This is a genomic window from Occallatibacter sp. (genome assembly GCF_035317045.1).
In the GTDB taxonomy this organism is placed as follows: domain Bacteria; phylum Acidobacteriota; class Terriglobia; order Terriglobales; family Acidobacteriaceae; genus Telmatobacter.
The window spans coordinates 1-20,246 of record NZ_DATHHT010000016.1 but is presented as its reverse complement, the minus strand read 5'-3'; the positions used below and the strand labels follow the sequence as shown (position 1 = coordinate 20,246).

Annotated in this window: 19 protein-coding genes; 10 read left to right on the top strand and 9 right to left on the bottom strand. The window is 58.0% G+C overall.

Annotated elements, in window-relative coordinates:
* Positions 1 to 244 precede the first annotated feature (244 nt).
* Genes VK574_RS06625 through VK574_RS06615 form a run of 3 tightly spaced genes read left to right on the top strand, consistent with a single transcriptional unit; the run spans position 245 to position 2,490 of the window.
* A complete protein-coding gene (locus VK574_RS06625; protein WP_472799040.1) occupies positions 245 to 1,474 on the top strand; it encodes a DUF2157 domain-containing protein in 1,230 nt (409 codons plus the stop codon).
* The gene (locus VK574_RS06620) at positions 1,471 to 2,052 is read left to right on the top strand and encodes a hypothetical protein (protein WP_472799039.1); all 582 of its coding nucleotides are present in this window, start codon (positions 1,471 to 1,473) and stop codon (positions 2,050 to 2,052) included. The genes VK574_RS06625 and VK574_RS06620 overlap by 4 nt, the downstream gene beginning before the upstream one ends.
* Positions 2,053 to 2,085: 33 nt before the next feature.
* Positions 2,086 to 2,490, top strand: a complete 405-nt coding sequence (locus tag VK574_RS06615; protein WP_472799038.1) for a hypothetical protein — start codon at positions 2,086 to 2,088, stop codon at positions 2,488 to 2,490.
* Between the two features lie 37 nt (positions 2,491 to 2,527).
* Here the strand turns inward: VK574_RS06615 and rimM are convergent, their stop codons facing one another.
* The 3 genes from rimM to rpsP all read right to left on the bottom strand — a co-directional run bounded on the left by rimM (position 2,528) and on the right by rpsP (position 3,843).
* Complete coding sequence (gene rimM / locus VK574_RS06610) at positions 2,528 to 3,109, bottom strand: ribosome maturation factor RimM (protein WP_472799037.1); 582 nt, start codon at positions 3,107 to 3,109, stop codon at positions 2,528 to 2,530.
* Positions 3,110 to 3,153: 44 nt separating this feature from the next.
* Positions 3,154 to 3,423 carry a KH domain-containing protein gene (locus VK574_RS06605; protein WP_472799036.1) on the bottom strand — a complete coding sequence of 90 codons (270 nt, stop codon included), beginning with the start codon at positions 3,421 to 3,423 and terminating at the stop codon, positions 3,154 to 3,156.
* Between the two features lie 165 nt (positions 3,424 to 3,588).
* The gene (rpsP, locus tag VK574_RS06600; protein WP_472799035.1) at positions 3,589 to 3,843 is read right to left on the bottom strand and encodes a 30S ribosomal protein S16; all 255 of its coding nucleotides are present in this window, start codon (positions 3,841 to 3,843) and stop codon (positions 3,589 to 3,591) included.
* 372 nt (positions 3,844 to 4,215) lie between these two features.
* Here rpsP and VK574_RS06595 point away from each other — a divergent pair, with 372 nt between their 5' ends.
* Positions 4,216 to 4,677 (top strand): DUF695 domain-containing protein, encoded by a 462-nt coding sequence (locus tag VK574_RS06595; protein ID WP_472799034.1) that lies wholly within the window; start codon positions 4,216 to 4,218, stop codon positions 4,675 to 4,677.
* Between the two features lie 37 nt (positions 4,678 to 4,714).
* Positions 4,715 to 5,338: a phosphatase PAP2 family protein gene (locus VK574_RS06590; RefSeq protein WP_472799033.1), complete on the top strand. Its 624-nt coding sequence runs from the start codon at positions 4,715 to 4,717 to the stop codon at positions 5,336 to 5,338.
* 129 nt (positions 5,339 to 5,467) lie between these two features.
* Here the strand turns inward: VK574_RS06590 and VK574_RS06585 are convergent, their stop codons facing one another.
* The 3 genes from VK574_RS06585 to VK574_RS06575 all read right to left on the bottom strand — a co-directional run bounded on the left by VK574_RS06585 (position 5,468) and on the right by VK574_RS06575 (position 7,496).
* Positions 5,468 to 6,205, bottom strand: a complete 738-nt coding sequence (locus VK574_RS06585; RefSeq protein ID WP_472799032.1) for a c-type cytochrome — start codon at positions 6,203 to 6,205, stop codon at positions 5,468 to 5,470.
* Between the two features lie 136 nt (positions 6,206 to 6,341).
* Complete coding sequence (locus VK574_RS06580; RefSeq protein ID WP_472799031.1) at positions 6,342 to 6,578, bottom strand: response regulator; 237 nt, start codon at positions 6,576 to 6,578, stop codon at positions 6,342 to 6,344.
* Positions 6,579 to 6,650: 72 nt separating this feature from the next.
* A complete protein-coding gene (locus VK574_RS06575) occupies positions 6,651 to 7,496 on the bottom strand; it encodes an alpha/beta hydrolase (RefSeq protein ID WP_472799030.1) in 846 nt (281 codons plus the stop codon).
* 154 nt (positions 7,497 to 7,650) lie between these two features.
* Between VK574_RS06575 and VK574_RS06570 the strand changes: the two genes are divergently transcribed.
* The 3 genes from VK574_RS06570 (at position 7,651) to VK574_RS06560 (ending at position 11,670) form a co-directional block, all read left to right on the top strand.
* Complete coding sequence (locus VK574_RS06570) at positions 7,651 to 8,361, top strand: esterase family protein (protein ID WP_472799029.1); 711 nt, start codon at positions 7,651 to 7,653, stop codon at positions 8,359 to 8,361.
* Positions 8,362 to 8,563: 202 nt separating this feature from the next.
* Entirely contained in the window at positions 8,564 to 9,046 is a 483-nt protein-coding gene (locus VK574_RS06565; protein ID WP_472799028.1) for a DinB family protein, read from the top strand.
* A gap of 359 nt (positions 9,047 to 9,405) precedes the next feature.
* Positions 9,406 to 11,670, top strand: a complete 2,265-nt coding sequence (locus tag VK574_RS06560) for a hypothetical protein (RefSeq protein ID WP_472799027.1) — start codon at positions 9,406 to 9,408, stop codon at positions 11,668 to 11,670.
* A gap of 439 nt (positions 11,671 to 12,109) precedes the next feature.
* Here the strand turns inward: VK574_RS06560 and VK574_RS06555 are convergent, their stop codons facing one another.
* Entirely contained in the window at positions 12,110 to 12,730 is a 621-nt protein-coding gene (locus tag VK574_RS06555; protein WP_472799026.1) for a cytidylate kinase-like family protein, read from the bottom strand.
* 291 nt (positions 12,731 to 13,021) lie between these two features.
* Positions 13,022 to 16,585, bottom strand: a complete 3,564-nt coding sequence (locus VK574_RS06550) for a TonB-dependent receptor (RefSeq protein WP_472799025.1) — start codon at positions 16,583 to 16,585, stop codon at positions 13,022 to 13,024.
* 202 nt (positions 16,586 to 16,787) lie between these two features.
* Between VK574_RS06550 and VK574_RS06545 the strand changes: the two genes are divergently transcribed.
* Positions 16,788 to 17,837: an ATP-grasp domain-containing protein gene (locus VK574_RS06545; RefSeq protein ID WP_472799024.1), complete on the top strand. Its 1,050-nt coding sequence runs from the start codon at positions 16,788 to 16,790 to the stop codon at positions 17,835 to 17,837.
* A 162-nt stretch (positions 17,838 to 17,999) separates the two neighbouring features.
* Here VK574_RS06545 and VK574_RS06540 read toward each other — a convergent pair whose 3' ends face one another.
* Complete coding sequence (locus tag VK574_RS06540) at positions 18,000 to 18,368, bottom strand: VOC family protein (RefSeq protein ID WP_472799023.1); 369 nt, start codon at positions 18,366 to 18,368, stop codon at positions 18,000 to 18,002.
* Between the two features lie 304 nt (positions 18,369 to 18,672).
* Here VK574_RS06540 and VK574_RS06535 point away from each other — a divergent pair, with 304 nt between their 5' ends.
* A complete protein-coding gene (locus VK574_RS06535; RefSeq protein WP_472799022.1) occupies positions 18,673 to 20,124 on the top strand; it encodes an SHOCT domain-containing protein in 1,452 nt (483 codons plus the stop codon).
* Positions 20,125 to 20,246: the final 122 nt, after the last annotated feature.

Below are 20,246 nucleotides of genomic sequence, written 5' to 3'. Positions count from 1 at the left end.
GGCAAGCAGAGGGTTCGCGATCCACGGAGGCAAGATGATTCCCGTTCTCACTATTGTCGCTGCCACATGCGTTCGTCATTGTCGAGCAAGCTCTTCCGGGCGCGACTTGCCGCGAGCACCTGGCTGGTATGGTCGCGCAGCCTTCCTGCTATCCGTCGATTTCTGTATCACTCGCCAGTTCCGGTCAATGACTCCTGCGTCTACTCAACCGCCTGTTGCTGTGCTCTAATATTGGCCAACTTCCATGACTGAATATGATTCGTTGCTAAAACGCTGGCAATCTGCCGGCCTACTCGATGCGGAGGCTGCAACCCGCATCCGTGTCTGGGAGTCCGCACAGACGTCCACCGCCGGTCTCGCCGCGCCCGACGCCCGAAAAGAAGCGCGAGCCGAAGGAATGGCCTGGCAGGGCCGCGTCGCGCTGATCCTGGGCGGCATTCTGCTGGCCAGCGGCGTCATCCTCTTCGTTTCCGCGCACTGGGACCAACTTGGCAGGGGCATGCGCTACCTGCTGGTCATGGCAATGGTCACCGTCTTTCACCTCGGCGGGGCGGTCAGCCGCGAAAAGTACAAGGGCCTGTCGACCACACTGCACGCGGTCGGCACTATTTTGACTGGCGGAGCCATTGCGCTTGTCGGCCAGATCTTCAACATTCAGGAACACTGGCCGGCCGCTGTCCTCATGTGGGCCATCGCCGCGCTCCTCGGCTGGATTCTCCTCCGCGACCAGGCCCAGCAGACGCTCACGCTGCTTCTGTTTCCCACATGGCTCATGTGCGAATGGAGCAATGCCGCAGAGAACCACATCGGCCAGGAACCTTACATTGGCCGCATGCTGTTTGTCTGGGCCATCCTCTATCTCACACTGTTCATCGGGACAGATCGGCGCGTCGTTCGCGGCATTCTTTTTGCCGTCTCCGCCATCGCCGCCGTTACCAGCATCTTCTTCCTGCTCGAAGGCTGGCACTCCTGGTATGGAATGCAGTCCTACCCGCCATTCCACACACGCTTCTGGGGATGGGTCGACATCGCCGCCATCCCACTTCTCTTTTCGCTTTTCCGTTTACGTAAGAGCTTGATCCCCGTGCTCGGCGCCACTGCCTTCGTCATTGCGCTGCCGTGGTGCAACCGATTGTTCGTCGAGCATTTCGACAATGGAAATACCCATACTTCCTGGACCCGCACTGAGCCAAACCTTGCCGCGCATGCGCTCGTCGCAGCCTTCTGCGTCTTCCTCATCTGGTGGGGGGTGAGAGAGGCGAGTCGCGGACTAGTGAACCTCGGCACCGTTTTCTTCGGCGCTACCGTCACATGGTTCTACTTCAGCGATCTCTTCGACAAGATGGGCCGCTCGCTCGGTCTCATCGGACTCGGCGTGCTCTTCCTTGCCGGCGGTTGGGCGCTTGAGAAGACCCGCCGCGGACTGCTTGCACACATGTCGCAGCCGCCCGCTTCTCTCGGGGAGGTGCGATGAAATTCTCCAAGGCGTCGATCGCCCTTCTGATCCTGCAATTGATGATCGTCTCGACGATTGCGGCCAAGTACCTTTACGAACGCGTCACCTGTCCCCGCGTTTGGACGCGAACCGCCGCCTACGATCCTCAACTCGTGATGCGCGGCCGCTACCTCAGTCTGCAACTCTCCGTTGATGGATGCGGCAGTACGCTACCCTCGGCAAAAAACGCAGAATTCCCGCGCAACATCAATGGCGTTCCCGGCGGAGAAACATTCTCGATCCGCTCCGCGAATACTGTCTGGTTCCAGGCGAAACTCGCCGTCAGGGATCACAAGCTCATCGCCATGCGCGTTCCCGAGTCCGACACATCCACGCCGACACAGACCGTCGCAGCCTGGCCCGGCGCACCCTGCGATCAGTTGAATCTCTCCAATCCCGTCGATTTCTACATTCCCGACAACGCCACCGATCCCACCAGGCTCAAGCCTGGCCAGCAACTCTGGATCGAAGTGACCCTGCCGCCCAAAGGCCCGCCCCGCCCGATCCAACTGGCGCTCAAGGACAACGGCAAATGGGAGCCGTTGGCGTTTCAATAACGCACTTTTTCGAACTACTGGAGGCCGCTAGTGGTGAGTCGTGATTTCGGTTTCATCGTTGTCTCGATGTTCACGGCTCTGCTGGCGGTCGGTTGCGGAATTCCATTCGCGATCATCGCGTTGGTACAAATGGCGTCTCGACCGGAAGGAGCCAAGCCAAGTGCGATTCTCAGCTTCGCTGCAACGATCCCGCTCAATGCTGCGGCTGTTCTCAGCTTTGCGTGGCTTCCGAAGGATCTCGCAAACCGAATGATTCTTGGCGTGAACGGATACGATCTCGTACTTTCATTGCTTCTGTTCACTAGCTTCGTTCTGTGGCTGATCACCCTGGGACTACTTTACGGATACGCGGGTGGAGGCAAGCGTGCCGTGAAATCGGGCTCAATTGGCCTGCTCTCCCTGTACGCGCTCGGCTGTATCGGCAGGTTCGCTAGCTGATTCCTCGGGGAGCATGGAATGCAGCCAGGCTGATGCGCTAGCTCGGCTCTTGCCGATTCAACTCCACCAGCCCCTCAGGCAACGCCATCTCCACGCGTTTCGCTTCCACATCCACGCACCGCAGATAGTCCTTTGCATAGGGAATGAGAATCTCATCGGAAGAGGACTTCCCCCGCACAACCAGAATCGGCACCGGCCCTGCGCTTCGATCCACATCCTCAATCTCGCCTACTGTGACGGGTTCAATCCGGGCCACATCCACCAGCACGCACCCGATCAGGTCTCCGATATACATTTCGTCCGCAGACAGCGCCGCCCGCTCGTCCAGCGGAATCGCCACGACCAGCCCAGCCAGTTCTTCTGCCGCCGAAATCGAATCTACACCTACGAAATGCAGCACCACGCCGCCCTTGTGCAGCCAGTGATGCAGCAGCTCCACCTCGCGCGGATTCGCATCTGCGGCGGCATCTTGCGCAGAGGCACCACCACTGAGCAGCCACAACCGTCGCCGCTCCGTAAATTTTTCAGGAAAATCGGTGAGAACTTCGGCGAAAACCTCGCCCTTGCGGCCTTGGCTGCGCTTGATGCGCGCCAGCCACACCCATCCCGTCGGGGCCATTAATTGCGCCCGAAGCGATGCCCGGCCCGAAAGGGTTTGGCCATCTACTCTTCGTCATCCTCTTCCAGGATGTCGAGCGTGTAGCGATGGTGCAGCTTCATGCTGACGGCTCCCAGAATGGTCCGAACTGAACGGGCTGTGCGTCCCTGCTTCCCAATAACCTTGCCGACGTCGCCCGGCGCCACGCGCAGCTTGAGAACGGTGTTTTCGTCCCGCTGTACGGACAGCACTTCTACTGCTTCCGGTTCGTCTACCAAGGCCCGCGCGATTTCGCGGACCAGCTCATCTACTGCCACCATGTCAACTTGGGTCATGAACTTGCCTCTGACCGTAAACATCCAAGGAGAAGCGACTTGGATCGGTGCGCAGATAGTATCAGCACACCCCTCGTCAAGTCAGTAACGTGTATCCAGGAAGTAGGTAACCTTGTGTGCGCGATCCTGAAAGATCTCGCACACAATCACCGCGAGCGAAAGGGATTACGCGACCGCAGGCTCCGCTACCTTGGCCGGGTTCTTCTCGACCAGTTTGGCCACGATAGGCGTCAGTTGCGCGCCCACCCCGCGCCAGTAGGCGATGCGGTCGTGCTTCAGGTCAACTGAAGCCGGGCTGGTACGTGGATTGTAGGTGCCGACAACCTCGATCGACCGGCCATTGCGGGCACGATCCTTCTCGATCACAACGACACGATAATAGGGCTGCTTGGGGGCGCCAACACGCGCCAAACGAATCATCACCACGGGGTTACAAGTCCTTTCAATTCCGGTGCTCTGTTGCGGTCTTTTGAGAAGTCTCCCGGCCCCGGCTGAATCGCCCGGCCAGTACCACCCGGAATTCCCGCTGGGGTCGACCGGGGTGCCCTCGGACCGATCTCCGTCCGCGGGGTGAAAGACACAACACCTAAGTATCGCCGATAGTTGCCGTTTCAGGCAAGCTATTCATCGGGCTCGGGCAAGCCGTTCCATCTTCCGCGACACGCAGTTTTATTGAACCGCTTGCTGCCAAAGTTGCAGATGAATTCCCGGTTGGCCCCTGTCTAAAGTCGTTCATTCAAGGCATACTTATTGCGAACTTCACATCTATCCTTCAACAGGAGCCAAAAAGGCATGTGGCCATTTTCCACGAAAGAGCCCCTCAGCCCTGACAAATTGCCCGTCCCCGATGCATGGACGCAACGCAAAGGGCAGGATCTCATCGGAAAACCGATGTTAGTCCGCGTTCACAGCGGCTACAGCAACTTCAAAGGCGTCACCGGGTACGGTCATTACGTCGCCATCGCCGTGCCAATGGTCGACACCACCCGCGACGGTTTCCCCAACCCCGGCGAAACCGAAATCCTCAAGCGGGTCGAAAACGACATCCGCGAAGTCTTCGAGCCCAATCGGGAATCGATCTTTGTCGCCACCACCACCATTCCCGGCATCCGCGAATACATTCTTTACACCCGCAATCCCGATGGCGCTCAGCGGAAATTCGACAACGATCTGCTCGCGCGCGTCTTCAGTCACAAAGTACATATCAAAATCGAGCCCGACAAGAACTGGGCCCGGTACAGCAAGCTTCTATAGCCAGTCGCATACTCATAACTATGGGACTAAAGCAACAATGGGCCTGAGTCAGGCGAGCAGACCCACCCTGCTGTCACGTCTGAGCACGCCGCTCGTCGTCGGCCTGGGCTGCGCCGTCATCTTCCTGGTATTGTTTGCGATGCTGGCGGAGGAGATGCTCGAAGGAGACACGCGCCAGTTCGACGACACCGTTCGCCTGTTTGTGCACGCACATTCGTCCACCGAACTCACTACGATCATGCGGTTCCTGTCCGTGATCGGCTCTCCGCTGGTCGTCACCCTGACCGCAATCGCAGCGTGCATTGCACTATGGATTGTCGGCCATCCCCGCCGTGCGATTCTGATCGCAATTACCGTCGGCGGAGGGAGCCTGCTGATGTGGGTTTTGAAAATTGGCTTCCGTCGTGCCCGCCCTGTGCCTTTCTTTGATACCCGGCTTCCAGCGTCCTACAGCTTCCCCAGCGGGCACGCGATGCTCTCGTTCTGCCTCTGTCTTACTGCCGCGGCTCTGTTTTCGGTAAATCAGAGGAGCCGATTGGCTCGTGTGGCAATCTGGGTCTTCTGGGTGGGTCTTTCTGGGGCAATCGGCTACTCGCGGATCTACCTGGGCGTTCATTACCCAAGCGACGTACTCGCCGGGTATCTCGGTGCGCTCGTCTGATCACTCGCAGTAGGAAGCGCATACCAGAAGTGGCGTAAGGCTCCTCCCGGTAGCGCAACACCTGGCCCGAGCAAGTAAACCACTCAACGGCAGCCGCTCATAAAAGCCGGGAGCCTGTTCCGGATGTGCCTAATTCGTAGTCCCCTTGGGGGACGAAAGTGCGTCGATTTGCTGTTTCGCCCAGGTGTCGTCGGGATGCAACGCAACCACTTTACGGAAATCTTCGATAGCCTTGTCTGTTTCCCCATTTGCCTGGTGCGACATCGCCAGCACATGGAATGCCCAAACCGACTGCGGGTTGTTGGCGGCGAAATTCATCTCCATGACGGCCACGGCCTCCTTGGTCTTGTGCTTGGCTAAAAGGGATTCCGCAAGCTGATTCAATGGTGTCTCGCTGAAATCGTAGGCGCCGGTTCCGTAATACTGGCCCCGCAAATCGTGATAGAGCTTCACACCCGCATCGATTCCTTGCGTGTCAATGGAATCGGAAAGCACAGCGTTCAGAGTGCGCGGCTGGGTAATCCCATGATGACAAGTGACACACTCAACGTGCGCGGGCGATGTCGTTTCAATTTTTCCCACGTAGTCATGGTTGATCGTCGCCACCATCTGCAGCATGATGCGCGCCGTCTTCTTGTTCTGCTTGTCATCCGATGCGAAATCGATCGTCTTATCTGTCTTTTCCATGTGACAGTAAGGACAACGCACATTGAGAGCGAAGGCAAACCGCCGCATCGTCGATTGGAGATCAGCCTTCGAGATGTCTTTGGGCAATACCTGCAGGTTTGTAAACTTGTCCGGAATTTGCGCACTGGCAGGAATGACAAACAACAGAGATACTGCGAGACCGAGCCGGCTCAATTGCATGACCGCATCTCCCCCTCAAGCGGAGTTTCCCATTTGATCCGCAAGGATTGAGCCAGTCTATATCTCACTCCTCGATTAATGGCGGAAAATTCTGGCCTGGCCGCGGGAGCGACCACTCGGCTTGAGCCGAGGCGCCTCACTCACCTTCAGTTATTCGCTGGATGAGCTTTAGCGGATGTACGGGCTTGGCAATGAGTTCAAATTGATATCCCTGCAGCCGGCCTTCCTCGAGTATTTCGAAGATGCCCGCCTGTCCTGACAACAATAGGATCGCGGCCTTCGGGTAGTTCTTCCTGACTGCGATTGCAAGCTCCACGCCCTTCGTGCGGGGCATGAGCACGTCGGTCAATATCCAGTCCGGATAAATTTGCACCTGAACGTTGACTAGATGCACAGTCCGCGCGGCAAGTCTTCTCTCTCCTACTTCCGCGCCTCATCATTAGCATTAAGCTTTAGGAAACAGGAACCTCAGCATCGGCCTCACGCGCTCCGCCCAACTCGCTTCATCGTGCGTGCCGCCATGCACCTTCTCAAAGTGCATCGATTCGCCGGGACGCCAGCCATTCGCCTTCAGCCTTCGCGCCAGGTGCTCCACGTCGCGCAGTGTCCGCTGCCCCTCGCGATCGCCCACGTCAAGCCACACCCGCGGACGCGCCCACATTTGAGGAGCATGCTCATTCAAATAGCCCAGGATGCTCTTGTGATTCCACCACACGCTCGGTGACAGGATTGCCAGCTTGCCAAATACCTGCGGATGCCGCAGCCCGAGATACAGCGTCACCAATCCGCCCAACGATGACCCGCCGATCCCGATATTTTCACGATCTTGTCGCACCCGGTATTGGCTTGCGATCCACGGCATCAACTCTCGCGTCACGAGATCGCCATACTTGTCGGCTTCACCGCCGCCCATTTGCCAGTTGTATTCATGCGTATACTCGGCCAGCCTGCGGTCGCCGGTGTTATAGATTCCCACAATCACCAGCGGCTCCACTTCGCCCGCTTCGATTGCCTCATCGGCATGCTCGCGCACCATCCATGTGCGACCCTTCACAAACGAAGTCCGCCCGTCGAAAAGGTTTTGTCCGTCGTTGAGGTAGAGCACCGGATAGCTCCGTTGCGTCTGTTCTTCATATCCAGGCGGGAGATAAACGATTACATCGCGTTCGTCAGGTAGGTAATTGCTTTTGAAGGCTTTATGTAGGCGCAATCGCGGATGCGGCGGCGCTGTTTCGATCTCAGCCAGCACGCCCTCGCTCGCGTCCCCATTTGCATGATGTTCAACGTTCAATCCGCCGTATTCCTCATGTCGAGGGTTTAGCGCCCTCGCGCACATTCAGTCCTTGGTCCCGACTCCCTCAATCCCTTGATCCCTGCTTTTCCCTGTTACAGTATCAGGAAACCTGCGCTTCTCAAATCGCCCGTCCCAGGAGCAACAGCCCTCAATGAACCGCGAGTACCACAAGTGGTATTCCAGCCGCCTCGGTCGCGACATGGAACTGCTCGTCTTCGGCCACGCTGGATTGCCCGTCATGGTCTTTCCCACCTCCGGCGGCAGCTTCTACGAGTTCGAAGACCGCGGCATGATCGGTGCCGTCGCGGGACGTGTGGAGCATGGAGACCTGCAATTCTTCTGCGTCGACTCTGTCGACATGGAGAGCTGGTACAACCGCAACGTTGCTCCGCGTTGGCGCATCGCCCGCCACGTGCAATACGAGGACTACCTTATTCACGAAGTCGTGCCATTGATCCGCAAGAAGAATTGGGACTCCCATCTCGTTTCACTCGGCTGCAGTTTCGGCGGCTACCACGCCACCAACATCGCCCTGCGCCACCCTGACATCTTTACCGGTCTGCTCACCATGTCCGGCGCTTTCGACCTTTTCAAATTTCTTGGCGGCTACTACGATCAGGATTGCTACTTCAACCTTCCCACGCACTATCTGCCCAATCTCGCTGATCCATGGTTCTTTGACCATTACCGCCACAACACCTACATCCTCGCCACCGGATGGGACGACCAGTGTCTCGGCGAGAATCAAAACCTCGACCGCATCATGAACTCAAAGGGGATCCCCCACAAGCTCTATACATGGAATACTTATAACTCCCATGATTGGCCCACTTGGCAGCACATGATTCAGGAATATCTTTAAAGTTCGCAGTCGCGTTTAGACTTCGAGAGCAGAGCAGCAAGTGGAAAGAGGCATCACAGCCGTATCCGAATCGTCAATTGCCCACTCGCCCCGCCGAACGTACAACTGTACTCGGATGGCCGAGTTTCATCCCTCTTCTGTCGCCCACGGCTCAACTGTGAACTCAGAACTTAGAACTACGAACTTCCAAGGACTCTCCCCAATGACCGAACTCAATCCATACGCCAAGTTTCTCGACGGCCGCCCTCTTGAGGCCATCCTCGCTGCTACCTCGCACGAGATCGCCAACAAGCTCCAGATGATCGGTCCGGAAAAATCCAGCGAACCTTCCGCTCCGGGGAAGTGGTCGCCGGCCGAAATCGTCTGCCACCTGGCTGACTGCGAGATCGCCTTCGCCTTTCGCCTCCGCCAGACCCTCGCAGAAGACCACCACGTCCTGCAGCCCTTTGACCAGGATAAGTGGGCTGCTCCCTACGCCGGCATCGCCGCCAGAGATGCACTGGCTGCTTTCACCGCCATTCGAAATTGGAACCTCAAGTTGATTGCAAAATCCCTGCCCGGCTCCACCGCCAAGCCCGTCACTCATCCCGAGCGCGGCGCCATGACCTTCCAAACCATCGTCGAAACCATGGCAGGCCACGACCTCAACCACCTCACTCAACTCCACCGCATCGCCACGAACTAGTGCATGTCCCCGAAGCTCACGACCAAAAGTTAGCGGTGTCATTCTCAGCGAACGGGTCCCCGAACGCATGAGGGGCCCCACAGAGAGATAGCGCTGTGGGGTGGGTTCGGGGGCGGTGAGCGAAGAATCCGCTTTTCGCAATTCCGACATCTATGGTTTTAGCCGCTGCGGTATGTTTTCGGTGCCGACCCGCAATCAAGTCTTTTTCCCTGCAAGTTCCTCTCCGCGTCCCGTTCCAAGAACGATTGCGCTCTTCGTGGGAACCTTTTGGGGCTTCCCGGGGTCCAACGCAATAGCGTTCTTGTCGTCTCCATTTGATGTGTGCCGGGTCTGCGCGCGTGCGCAGCTTAGGAGGATCGATGCGTCTCTGGGTCACCGCACTTTGCCTTGCCACTCTCCCTCAAATCCTCGTCGCCCAGTCCAGCCCGGGCACAACTGCAAAACCTAAGCCTCCCGCGCCGCAGGCGCATTCCGATTCGCCTCAGATGGCGCCGAAGGCGCAGCTGGCTTCACCGCAGGTGGCGGCGAAAGATCTGCCCGTCCGCAAGGTCGTGCTCTACAAGAACGGCGTGGGTTACTTCGAGCACGCTGGCACCGTCAGCGGCAATCAGCGAGTCACCATCGACTTTACTTCGCCGCAACTGAACGACGTCCTGCAATCGCTAACCGTGCTCGATGAAGGCGGCGGCCGCATTGCCGGCGTCAACTACAACTCCACCACACCGCTTGCCGAACAGCTCAAAACGCTTTCCCTGGGAATGACCGAAGACCCCACGTCGACCGAGCTCTTCGGCGCACTCCGCGGACAGAAGGTCGAAGTGACAGGCGGACCTTCTTCAGGTCTGGGGGGCGGCACCATCTCCGGCCGCCTCATGTCCATTGAGACGCGCACCGAAAAAACCGGATCCGATGAGAACGCCAAAACCATTGACAAGTTTTACCTCACCATCATCGCCGGCTCAGGCGCCGTGCGCGTCATCGAGTTGACGCCCACGCTCAGCGTGCGCCCAACCGATCCCAGCCTTCAGGGCGAACTCGATCGCTATCTTGAGCTGCTCTCTTCCACCCACTCCACCGGCCTGCGGCACCTCACGCTCGACGCCGTCGGCCAGGGCCAGCGCGAGCTTCGCGTCAGCTACATCAGCGAAGTGCCGGTATGGAAGGTCACCTACCGCATGGTCTTTCCGCGAGAAGCCGACGGCAAAACGACCCTGCAGGGCTGGGCCGTCGTCGACAACACGGTGGGAGCCGACTGGGACAACGTGCAGCTTTCGCTCGTTGCCGGTGCACCGCAAAGCTTCATCCAGCCAATTTCGCAGCCGCTCTACACCCCCCGCCCCGAGATTCCCATCTCCACCGATGCGCAGACCACGCCGCAAACCCACGAAGCAGCCGAGATGCTGAATGACGCTCTCGTGGCTCCGTCGTCTCCCCAAATGCAAGCCTCCGCCCCACGAAAGGATCTGCGCCAGGAACTGAAAGGGGGATACCAAGCCAACGCGCTCGGTTCGGTCTCGCAGTCAGTTGCTGTCAACGCCGAAAACATGGCCATCGGCGGTCCTGTCGGTGTTGGAGGCGCCAGAATGGGCTTCGTAGCCGGCGGCGTTTACCGCCCCAGCGACGCCATCGCTGAAGGCGACGTCTCCACCAACGCCTTCGACGATTTCTTTCAGTACTCGCTCACCCAGCCCGTTACCATCCACAAAAATGAGTCAGCGATGGTGCCGATCCTCCAGCAGGAGTTGCCTGCCGAGCACGTCACGCTCTGGAGCCGCAACGAGCCGCGCCCGCTTCGTGCCGTCTGGCTCGAAAACAAATCAAAGCTCACACTAGATGCGGGCAGTTTCTCCATCTTCGAGAGCGGCGAGTTCGCAGGCGAAGGTTTGCTCGATTCCATTCATCCCGGCGAGCGCCGCCTGCTCTCCTATGCCGCAGACCAGGCCATGCGCGTCAAGATCACTGACCAGCAATCCCAGCGCACATTACATCATCTCCAGGTTCACAAGGGCCTCATCGTCGAGCGCTACATGGATGTTGCATCCATCACCTACTCTGCTACGAACTCTGCCGATGAGGACCGCGCGGTACTGCTTGAACACCCCCGCCGCACCAACGGTTGGTCGCTTGACGAAGGCCTGAAGCCCGCTGAGGCCACGCCCGATACCTACCGATTCAAGGTCGCCGTCAAAGCGCATGCGACTGAAAAACTCGAAGTCCGTGAGCACGGACCCGAGTTCACAACCGTAACGATCAATCCCAACCAGAACACCAATGCTTATCTGATCGACCTGGTCAAGCGCGTGCCCAACGCCGAATCTGAACTCAAGCCCATCATCGACGCACAGGCCAAGCTCGCCGACCTCGATCAGGCCATCGCCGACGCGAAGAAGCAGGAAGAAACCGCCGCCGCCGATGAAGCCCGCGACCGCGACAACCTTACCGCGCTAAAGGGAAACGATGCGGCTCGCCGTTTTGTCGACGAGCTCAACCACGCCGAAGACCTGCTGCAGTCTACGCGCAAGCACACCGCCGACCTCGATCAGCAAAAGGCCGCGGCCGTTGAGAATCTCCGTACGCAGATCAACGCCCTCAACTACGACTGGGACGTCACTCCAAAGAACTGAGACTTCTGCAAACTTGAGTTGGAGGCATCGCGTCAATTCCGGCCTTGGAGTGGCCCTGAGCCTTTCCTGAGAGGCTTCGAAGGCTCTCGATTCTGAGACTTGGGGTACTTCCAGTCGAATGGAGCGGCCCGGAGTGCGATGAGAAACCTCGCCCGGTGCTAACATCAAGGTATGAGCAATGAATGGACTAAGTTCAACCCGAGAAACCCAGATACGCATCCCAGAGATAACTCGCGAGTGGAAATAAAGCACGCGGATGGATCACAGTTCTCAGGGGGGTTTCTGCAAGGCCACTTTCTTCAAGGTGGAGTTATCTCAGCGAGCGGCGTTGGCCAGACCATGCACTGGCGCTATGTGCAATAGATCCAGCCGATTCATGGCGTAGATCCTTGAATTCAGTTCGGTGCGTAGTGAGCCGGCGAAATGCCGACAGCTTGACTCAAGCCACTCTCCCCATCGCGAATTCAATCACTCGCGCCGTCCGCTCCTCATCCTCACCCGACGAGATCATGAGATCGTACAGGTGCGGATTGTGCCATTCCTTCCCAAAGCGCAACTTGAGATAGTGCGCACGCCCGGCATCCACTTCGCGAATTCGCTGCTCGATATGTGCCCCCGGTTCCAGTCGCGTCCGTAACCGTTGAATTCGCACCCTCAACGGCGCGTACACAAACACGTGAAACACATCGGCCCTCGGCTGCAGAATGCATTGCGCCCCACGGCCAACGATAACGCAATTACCGGCTACGTATGCTCGGTCGATGATCTGCCGGGTCAGCTGGGTCATCACGTCCTCGTCAAAGCATCTTTCCTGCTGCAGAGCCACACCCGCCGCCAGGGCCGCGCCGCGCAGCGCTTGCCGGTTGAGCCGGCGCAGCCAACCGTCAACATGCTCGTCCAGGCGGCTCACCACCCTCGCGTCCACATGTGCCGCGCAGGCAATCTCGTCGATCAGTGCGGCATCCAGCAGCTTCCAGTTCAGCCGCTGAGCAATCGACTGCGCAATCCTTCCGCCGCCGCTTCCAAACTCCCGCGATACCGTCAACAATCGGAAATCCATCCCGTGCCTCCCCCTCCCGCTGACGCCACCAAGCTACGCCCGGCAATCGTTCCCGGCAGTGATACGCCTCACTGCCGTGGCACACTTTGGGCGGATGAACAAGGAACGATTTAGATGGAAAACAAAATCCGGCTTTAGACCAAAGGTCTTATTCGTAACGGAGCGCCTCCGCCGGCTCGACGCGCGTTGCCCGCCTTGCGGGGACAAAGGAAGCCGCTAGCGCAACGAGCACAAAAGGGGTCGGGCTGCAATCCTCAGCCCGACCCCCCAAGTTCAGCAGCAAGATTCGAATCAGTAAATAACCTTCAGCGCAAACTGGAATATCCGCGGTTCAAATGTGCTCGTAATCTGTCCGCCGCCCGTAGGGTTTCCGGTAACGGTCGAAACCGGAACCGAGCCGCCCATGCCCGCAGTCGCAGTAGTCGTACCCTGCGATCCGCTGATCGTGCCCGGCAGATACAGGTTCGTATGGTTGAACAGGTTGTAGATCTCCGTGCGGAATTCCATTTTCAGCCGATCTCCAGGCAGATTGAATTTCTTGTTTAAATCGAGATCTGATTCATAAAACGCTGGCGTACGCCCAGGATTGCGCGGCGCATTGCCGAACGGACTTAGTACATTCCCCGCCGCGTCCTTGATCGGTGGCAATTCGAATGCGGAGAAGTTGATGTAATTCACATACCCCGAATTCGCAGCGCGCGACGAGCGTCCCTGCGTCACCTTCGTGCCCGGCACAAAATCCGGCCGATACTCGTTGGCGCCGCGGTACGTTGCCGAAATCTGCAGTGACACCTGCTGCGCCGAGTTTGGCGAGTAGGTGATGTTGAACGGCGTTCCTGCCTGCATCGTGTTCACGCCGCTGATCTGCCAGCCACCCAGGATGCTGTCCGTCAATCCATTCGCGTTGGCGAGAAAGTGACGACCGCGGCCAAATGGCAGTTCGTACACCAGGCTCGTTACATTCGCGACGGGCAGGTTGTAGTCGGACTGGCCATAGTCCGCCTTCAGGTTGTTGCCATCCTGCGGAGAAGGCGTATTCCCCTCCAGCGAAGCCGAAGCATTGTCCAGCGAGTGCTCCCACGTGAACGAGTTCAGCAGCGTCAGTCCCGCAACAAAGCGCTGCTCATACCGCACCTGCAGCGCGTTGTAGTTGGAGTAGAACTCATTCAGCCCTTCTGTAATATCGCTGGGCCAGCCGGCAAACGGCCGCGCAAACCCGAGCGCGGGATTCTTTTGATTGCCATTGAGGAAGCCTTGCAGTTTCAGTCCGTGGTTGCCCACGTACGCAACGTCGAGCAACGTATTCTTCGCCAACTCCTGCTGCATGTCGAAGAAGTAGTTCTCGACGTAGCTATCGCGCGTGTTCTTCGGAACCCATGTGATGTTGTCCGTAGCCGGGTTGAATGACGTCACGAGTCCCGACGGATATCCCTGGTCAGCCGTTACATAGCAGCTCGGCGTCGTTGAGCCCGTAGGAATAATCTGCGCCGGAAGCGGCGAGCTGCAGTGGTTCGTGGTGCTCGGCTTGATCTGCGTGACTGCAGCAAATTGCGCCTGCGGTGCGTTGATCCCCAGAATGTTCCCGGAGCCTGCACGTGTGTAATGCACATACCCTGTTCCGAAGCCACCCCGTACCGCGGTCTTTGGCGACAGCGCATAGGCAAATCCCATGCGCGGCGACCAATCCGCCAGGTCAGGATTGACGAGCGTGCTGCCATACACTCCACTCGAATGCACCGGTGTGATTCCGTTGCCGGCAACCGCTCCAGGCGTAATGGTGAGCACAGTCTGCGAAACAGGATCGAAATTCGAAATGTTGTTCTTCCACTCCGAGTAAGGCGAACCGTACTCCCAGCGCACGCCCAGGTTCAGCGTCAAATTCGGCGTCACTTTCCAGTCGTCCTGCGCGTATGCGCTGTCGAGGGTCTGGCGCAGATGCACCACAAAGTAGTTCGCCAGCTGGTAGCTCGTGGTTGTGCCGAACAGAAAGTCCGCCCAATATGTATCCGTGACGGGTGCCGTAGGAGCAGCGCCCCCGCTTGCATTTGTCGCGCACAGCGGTGAAATTGCCGCGTCGCACAAACTGTAGCCACTTCCATACGTGAACGATCCATACAGCGGATTGTTGTCGTTGACCGCCATCCAGATGTGCTCGTACTCGTATCCGAATTTCAGCGAGTGCTTGCCCTTCACCCATGTGAAGTTGAGCTTGGGATCGAGCAGCGCAGGATTCTGCCACTGCGGATTGGTGCTCTGCCGCCCGAAGCCCGTAAAGCCGCTGATCCCCACCGAAGGCAGTCCGCCAGCAACGATCCCGTTCGCCGGCAACCCCGGAATCGTGAAGTCGTTCTGCCCGATCGACAGCGTGTACTTTCCGGCCTTGGTCCGCGAAAGCCCAAGCCGGGCATCCATGACTTTGTTGCTGCCGAACGTATGCGTGTAACCCAGCGCCACCTGCTGGTCCAGCACGCGGATCGTCCCATTCGTCTGTCCATCCAGCGGCAGGGGAATCGTCGGATAATTCACACCCGTTTCCTTGCGATCGCTCACGCGCAGGAACCACGAGCTTCGAGCGTTCTGCTGGTAATCGAGGCGCAGATCGCCCTTGTCCGAGTTGTCAGTAAAAGGAATTTGCGCCGAATAGTCATTCGAATTCAGTCCCGTCGAACTCACCCCCGCCTGTGGCAACTGCGCCGCGAACTTCTGAAAGTATCCGAGGATCTGCGCCGACAGTGGATTGATGGCGCCCGAAGGAATCGCCGTGCCCGCCGGATAAACGGTGCCCGTAACGGGATTCTGTACCGGAACCACCAGAATTCCATTCAGTTCATTCTGCGTGGGCAGCGTCAGTACATACAGTGGCCGCAGCGTCTGCCGGAATCCCTCGTAATCCAGAAAGAAGAACAGCTTGTTCGAGACAATCGGTCCACCAAAATTCATCCCGAACTGATTGCGATTGAAGGTAGGCTTCTTGAACGGCACGGTCGTTCCCGTGTTGCTCACCACGCTCGGCTTGAAGAATCCCGCGGCATTCAGATCGGTATTGCGAATGAACTCGTAGAGAGTTCCATGAAAACTGTTCGTGCCGCCCGCCGATGCCACGTTGACTGTCGCACCTGACGACCGCCCATACTCCGCACTTTCGTTATTCGTCACCACGTTGAACTGTGCAACAGAATCCGGCGCAATCGCGATGATCTGGTTATCGAATCCCTGGTTGCTCTCGCCGTACGCGTTGTTGTCCATGCCGTCGAGCAGGTAGTTGTTGAACATACTGCGCTGCCCGTTAACGTTGTACGCGCCTTCGCGCACCAGGCTGCTGATCGAACTCGTCGTCGCCGCCGTGGGCGCCTGCCGCGAACCAGTCACCAATGCCAATAGGTCAGAGAAGTTGCGACTCACCAGCGGCAGAGCCTCCGTCTGGTACCCAGAAATCGTCTGTCCGCGCTCGCTCGTATCTGTCTCCACCTGCAGCGCCACGTCGCTTACTTCGACCGTGGTTGCATTCGCCTGGCCCACCTTCAGCGTCAAGTCGATGCGTGATCTGCCGCCCACCACAATCGAAATATTTGTCGCTTCTGCCGGCGCAAATCCCGGAGCCTCTGCCATGACACCGTAGGTGCCCACGCGCAAAGACGGTACCTCGTAATCGCCCGAGGCATTCGTCGTCACTTTCGTCGCGATGCCGGTATTCACGTTGGTCACGGTGACGGTGGCATTCGCTACCAGTGCTCCTGTTGCATCGTGAATGGTGCCGATCAGGCCCCCATTCTCATATTGCGCCTTGGCTGTTATGCCAGAAAGTGCAACCAATAGGCCAACCAAAAGAAGAAACTTGAAGGGGAACTTTCTCATGATGCGCCGAGCCTACCGGGCCACTGTCACCAAACCATGAATCCAACATGAACGGCGTATGAATTGGAGAAGCGCATGATGAAAGAAAAGAATTTTCCACGCCCGGTCCCGCGCGCTCGCCTATCCCCGCCTGTCCATATCGCTGCCGTACACTGTTCACAACGTTTGGAGTTTTAGGCATCCCGCTCGGAGGGTCAACGGCATGAAAAAGATCGGCGTCCTGTTCGGCATGGAAAACAGTTTTCCCGGCGCGCTGGTAGAGCACATCAACGCCCGCAATATTTCAGGCCTCCACGCCGAGTTTGTCGAAACCGGCGCCGTCCTCCTCGACAAGGCCGCGCCTTACGCCGTCATCGTCGATCGCATCTCCCACGACATCCCCTTCTATCGGGCCTATCTGAAGCATGCCGCGCTCAACGGCACCATCATCATCAACAATCCCTTCTGGTGGTCAGCTGACGACAAGTTTTTCAACTACTCCCTCGCCGCCAAACTCGGCGTCGCTGTTCCGCCTACCGTCATTCTGCCCCACAAGAAACATCCCGAAGGCACCACCGACCGCTCCATGCGCAATCTCGAGTACCCCCTCAACTGGGATTCGGTATTTGCGTACATCGGAGAGCATGGTTTCATGAAGCCCGTCGACGGCGGCGGTTGGCGCGACGTCTACCACATCCACAATCGCCCGGAGTTCTTCGCCGCCTACGATCAGTCGCGCGATCTCTGCATGCTCTACCAGAAAGCTGTCGAGTTCAACGAGTACTTCCGCTGCTACGTTGTCGGCCAGAACAAAGTCCGCATCATGCCTTATGACCCGCGCAAGCCGCACCATGAACGCTACGTGCAGAACCCGCCCGCCTACGACCCCGCGCTCCTGGCGCGCGTCGAGAAGGACGCGCTTATCCTCTGCCGTGCCCTCGGCTACGATCTCAACACCGTCGAGTTCGCTGTCGAAAATGGCATCCCTTACGCCATCGACTTCATGAACCCCGCTCCCGATGCCGACCTCCATTCGGTAGGCCAGGCCAACTTCGACTGGATCATCCGCGAGGTAGCTGATATGGCCATCGCCAAATCCGCAAACGCCCCTGCGCCACCAGAAGAACTTCGCTGGGCCACCTTCCTCTCCGGCTCTTCCGCCGCAACCCCCGCAAAGAAGCCCGCAAAGAAGTCCTCCGCAAATAAATCCGCGCCAAAGAAATCAGCAAAAAACAAGGCTTTGGAATCGCCTGCTGGAACGGCCTCCGCATAATCCCGGCGACCCGTCGCTCAACTCACAAAACGGTGTCATTCCGACCGAGTCGCCGAGGCGACGATTGGAGAAACCTGCAGTTGCTTTTCACTTGCACTGGCTGAAATCGTGAGTATGCGTCACCAGGATAGGTCAACCGCCGGTGGTCATACCGGCTTCCGTCTATAAGTTCGATCCGAACGCCAGCAACCGCCCATCGCAATCCTTCACCACAAACTCGCGCGAGCCCCACGGCGTATCGGCAAGCCCCCGCGTGAACTCCACGCCTTTCGCTGCGAACTCCACATACAGCGCGTCCGCATTCTCAACAGAAACGTACGCGTCCAGCAGCTCGTCGGCATATTTGTCCGGATTGGCGGTCGGCGCCTCCGCGCAACGGAAGTGAATCGCATGCTCCTCGCGTGCCACGATGGCGTAAGCCGGCGGATCCAGCCACGTCCCCACACAATCAAAGCCCAGTTTGTCTTTGTAAAACGCGAGCGTCTGGGGAATATCTGTAGTGAAGAACTGAGGCGCGATCCTACGAATCATGTGCCAAGTCTATCGCAGTCCATTCCCATTCCTGAACCACCACCAAGGCGGATCAATTCCCGATAACTCATGCGGATAGTTCGTGGTTGATTCGCCCGCTGGACTTTAGACCTCACCGCCTGAAATAGGCCCTGCCACGGCTTTCACCCCATGCCGGCCCCCCATCCGACGCATTTCTCCTCTGGACAGCGCGTACCAGATAGAGTCATGATCTGAAACACTTCCCCAACCTTGAAGCAGGTGAATCCTTCCCCGGGAAGATTCCATGGGTCACGACTGACTAGATTGCTGCGAGGGAATCCCTATGAAACGCAAAGTTGTGCTCATTACGGTCATTGCAATCGGCGCTGTCCTGCTTGTGTTCGCGTCTGATAACCCCGGCCGGCATGCCTCCACTTCAAATACGGTTGCGGCCCCCTCCACAACCATGAGTGAAGAGCCCGCGGCATCGGATCCGGCCATGCCTGAAGCGACCCCAGAGGATTTGCTTGGGAACTCCGCCGCGGTCGATCCGGAGAATTCTGATCAGCAACAACCCGGGGGATCGCTCGATGAGAAACTGGCTGCGTTGAAGGAATTGCGCGACTCAGGCGCAATCCCCGAAGACGAATACCAGGCAAAAGTCAGCGCCCTGCAGGCAGGATCCTCGGCGCCGGCTCCGATGCCGGAGAACGGCGCTACGCGCACCGTGCAAATCGATGATCCTCAGTTGCAAATGCGAGCGGCAACTTTGCAGATCCCTGCCGATTGGAGATTCGGCGGTGCAGTCGTTCGTACCGGCGGGTGTCACGGCAACGGTGCACAGGTTGTGTACAGCATGCAGAGTCCCGACGGCCTCTTTGCAATCCAGGTATTTCCCAGCTTCGCTTGGAGGAACACCGGCCAACCTTCGCAGCCAAAGAATCTTTCGCCGCGTATTATCGCGATGAACCCACCACCGCGGAATCCCTGCGAAGCACTCGACATCGAAACCCCCGATGCGTTTCTCGAACACGTCATTTTGCCCAATCTGCGTCCCTTCGCCAGGGTAACGAATATTGGTCCGTTTACAGAGTCCGGGCTGGAGGTAATCCGTCAGCGCCTGCAACAGCTGGAGCAAAACTCTGCGCAGCAGCAAGACAGATATCGACAGGCGGGTTTCCCCGCGGGAAATCATCCCGACCAGCACATCCTCAGCGGCGCGATCGCCTATGTTCACTACAACCTCAATGGACATGAAGTCGAAGAGATTGTGCAGACTGCGGTGCACTGTGCGGCAACCTGGATGCCCGGCGGCATGGTTGCTACCCCTTCTGTAAATGTGAACTGCAATTCCTGGCCGTTGGTGGTGATGCGCGCTCCCCGCGGAACTCTGATGCAAAACATCCAACGCCTCGTCGCCATCAAGCAAACCTACCAGGTGGACCCGACCTGGGATTACGTCATGGTCCAGCTTATCCAGCAAATGGGGCAGCGGATGCTTGAGATTTCCAATGCCAACTTTCAAGCATTGATGCAGAGTTCGCAAGCTGCGGCAATCGCCCGCACCGCACAGCACCAGGCTTTCATGGAACTGCAAGATAGCAATTTCCAAAACAGCCAGGTTCGGATAGCTGCCCAACGGCGCGCCATGGACGAATCTGCTCATAACACTGTTCTCTATGCGCTTGACCAGCACGCATTTGTCGATAAGGGAACCGGCACAGAGTACGACGTCACGAATCAGGTCGACCACTTGTACCTCGGTTCCAATGGCACTCTAGTGGCCTGTCCTTGAGTAAACGTTACTAGTTGGGTTGGCATCTAAGATGTCATGCCGATCAATGAGGTAGTGCTGAGCGAAGAGCAGCGTGTGGAGTTGAGCACCATTGCACAATCCCGTTCTCTGCCCGCTGGTTA

What these genes read in the sequence shown, in the direction of transcription:
- VK574_RS06625 (WP_472799040.1), top strand. Translation starts at nt 245, where the DNA reads ATGACTGAATATGATTCGTTGCTAAAACGCTGGCAATCTGCCGGCCTA.
- VK574_RS06620 (WP_472799039.1), top strand. Translation starts at nt 1,471, where the DNA reads ATGAAATTCTCCAAGGCGTCGATCGCCCTTCTGATCCTGCAATTGATG.
- rimM (WP_472799037.1), bottom strand. Translation starts at nt 3,109, where the DNA reads ATGGCCCCGACGGGATGGGTGTGGCTGGCGCGCATCAAGCGCAGCCAA.
- VK574_RS06605 (WP_472799036.1), bottom strand. Translation starts at nt 3,423, where the DNA reads ATGACCCAAGTTGACATGGTGGCAGTAGATGAGCTGGTCCGCGAAATC.
- rpsP (WP_472799035.1), bottom strand. Translation starts at nt 3,843, where the DNA reads ATGATTCGTTTGGCGCGTGTTGGCGCCCCCAAGCAGCCCTATTATCGT.
- VK574_RS06595 (WP_472799034.1), top strand. Translation starts at nt 4,216, where the DNA reads ATGTGGCCATTTTCCACGAAAGAGCCCCTCAGCCCTGACAAATTGCCC.
- VK574_RS06590 (WP_472799033.1), top strand. Translation starts at nt 4,715, where the DNA reads ATGGGCCTGAGTCAGGCGAGCAGACCCACCCTGCTGTCACGTCTGAGC.
- VK574_RS06585 (WP_472799032.1), bottom strand. Translation starts at nt 6,205, where the DNA reads ATGCAATTGAGCCGGCTCGGTCTCGCAGTATCTCTGTTGTTTGTCATT.
- VK574_RS06570 (WP_472799029.1), top strand. Translation starts at nt 7,651, where the DNA reads ATGAACCGCGAGTACCACAAGTGGTATTCCAGCCGCCTCGGTCGCGAC.
- VK574_RS06565 (WP_472799028.1), top strand. Translation starts at nt 8,564, where the DNA reads ATGACCGAACTCAATCCATACGCCAAGTTTCTCGACGGCCGCCCTCTT.
- VK574_RS06560 (WP_472799027.1), top strand. Translation starts at nt 9,406, where the DNA reads ATGCGTCTCTGGGTCACCGCACTTTGCCTTGCCACTCTCCCTCAAATC.
- VK574_RS06555 (WP_472799026.1), bottom strand. Translation starts at nt 12,730, where the DNA reads ATGGATTTCCGATTGTTGACGGTATCGCGGGAGTTTGGAAGCGGCGGC.
- VK574_RS06550 (WP_472799025.1), bottom strand. Translation starts at nt 16,585, where the DNA reads ATGAGAAAGTTCCCCTTCAAGTTTCTTCTTTTGGTTGGCCTATTGGTT.
- VK574_RS06545 (WP_472799024.1), top strand. Translation starts at nt 16,788, where the DNA reads ATGAAAAAGATCGGCGTCCTGTTCGGCATGGAAAACAGTTTTCCCGGC.
- VK574_RS06540 (WP_472799023.1), bottom strand. Translation starts at nt 18,368, where the DNA reads ATGATTCGTAGGATCGCGCCTCAGTTCTTCACTACAGATATTCCCCAG.
- VK574_RS06535 (WP_472799022.1), top strand. Translation starts at nt 18,673, where the DNA reads ATGAAACGCAAAGTTGTGCTCATTACGGTCATTGCAATCGGCGCTGTC.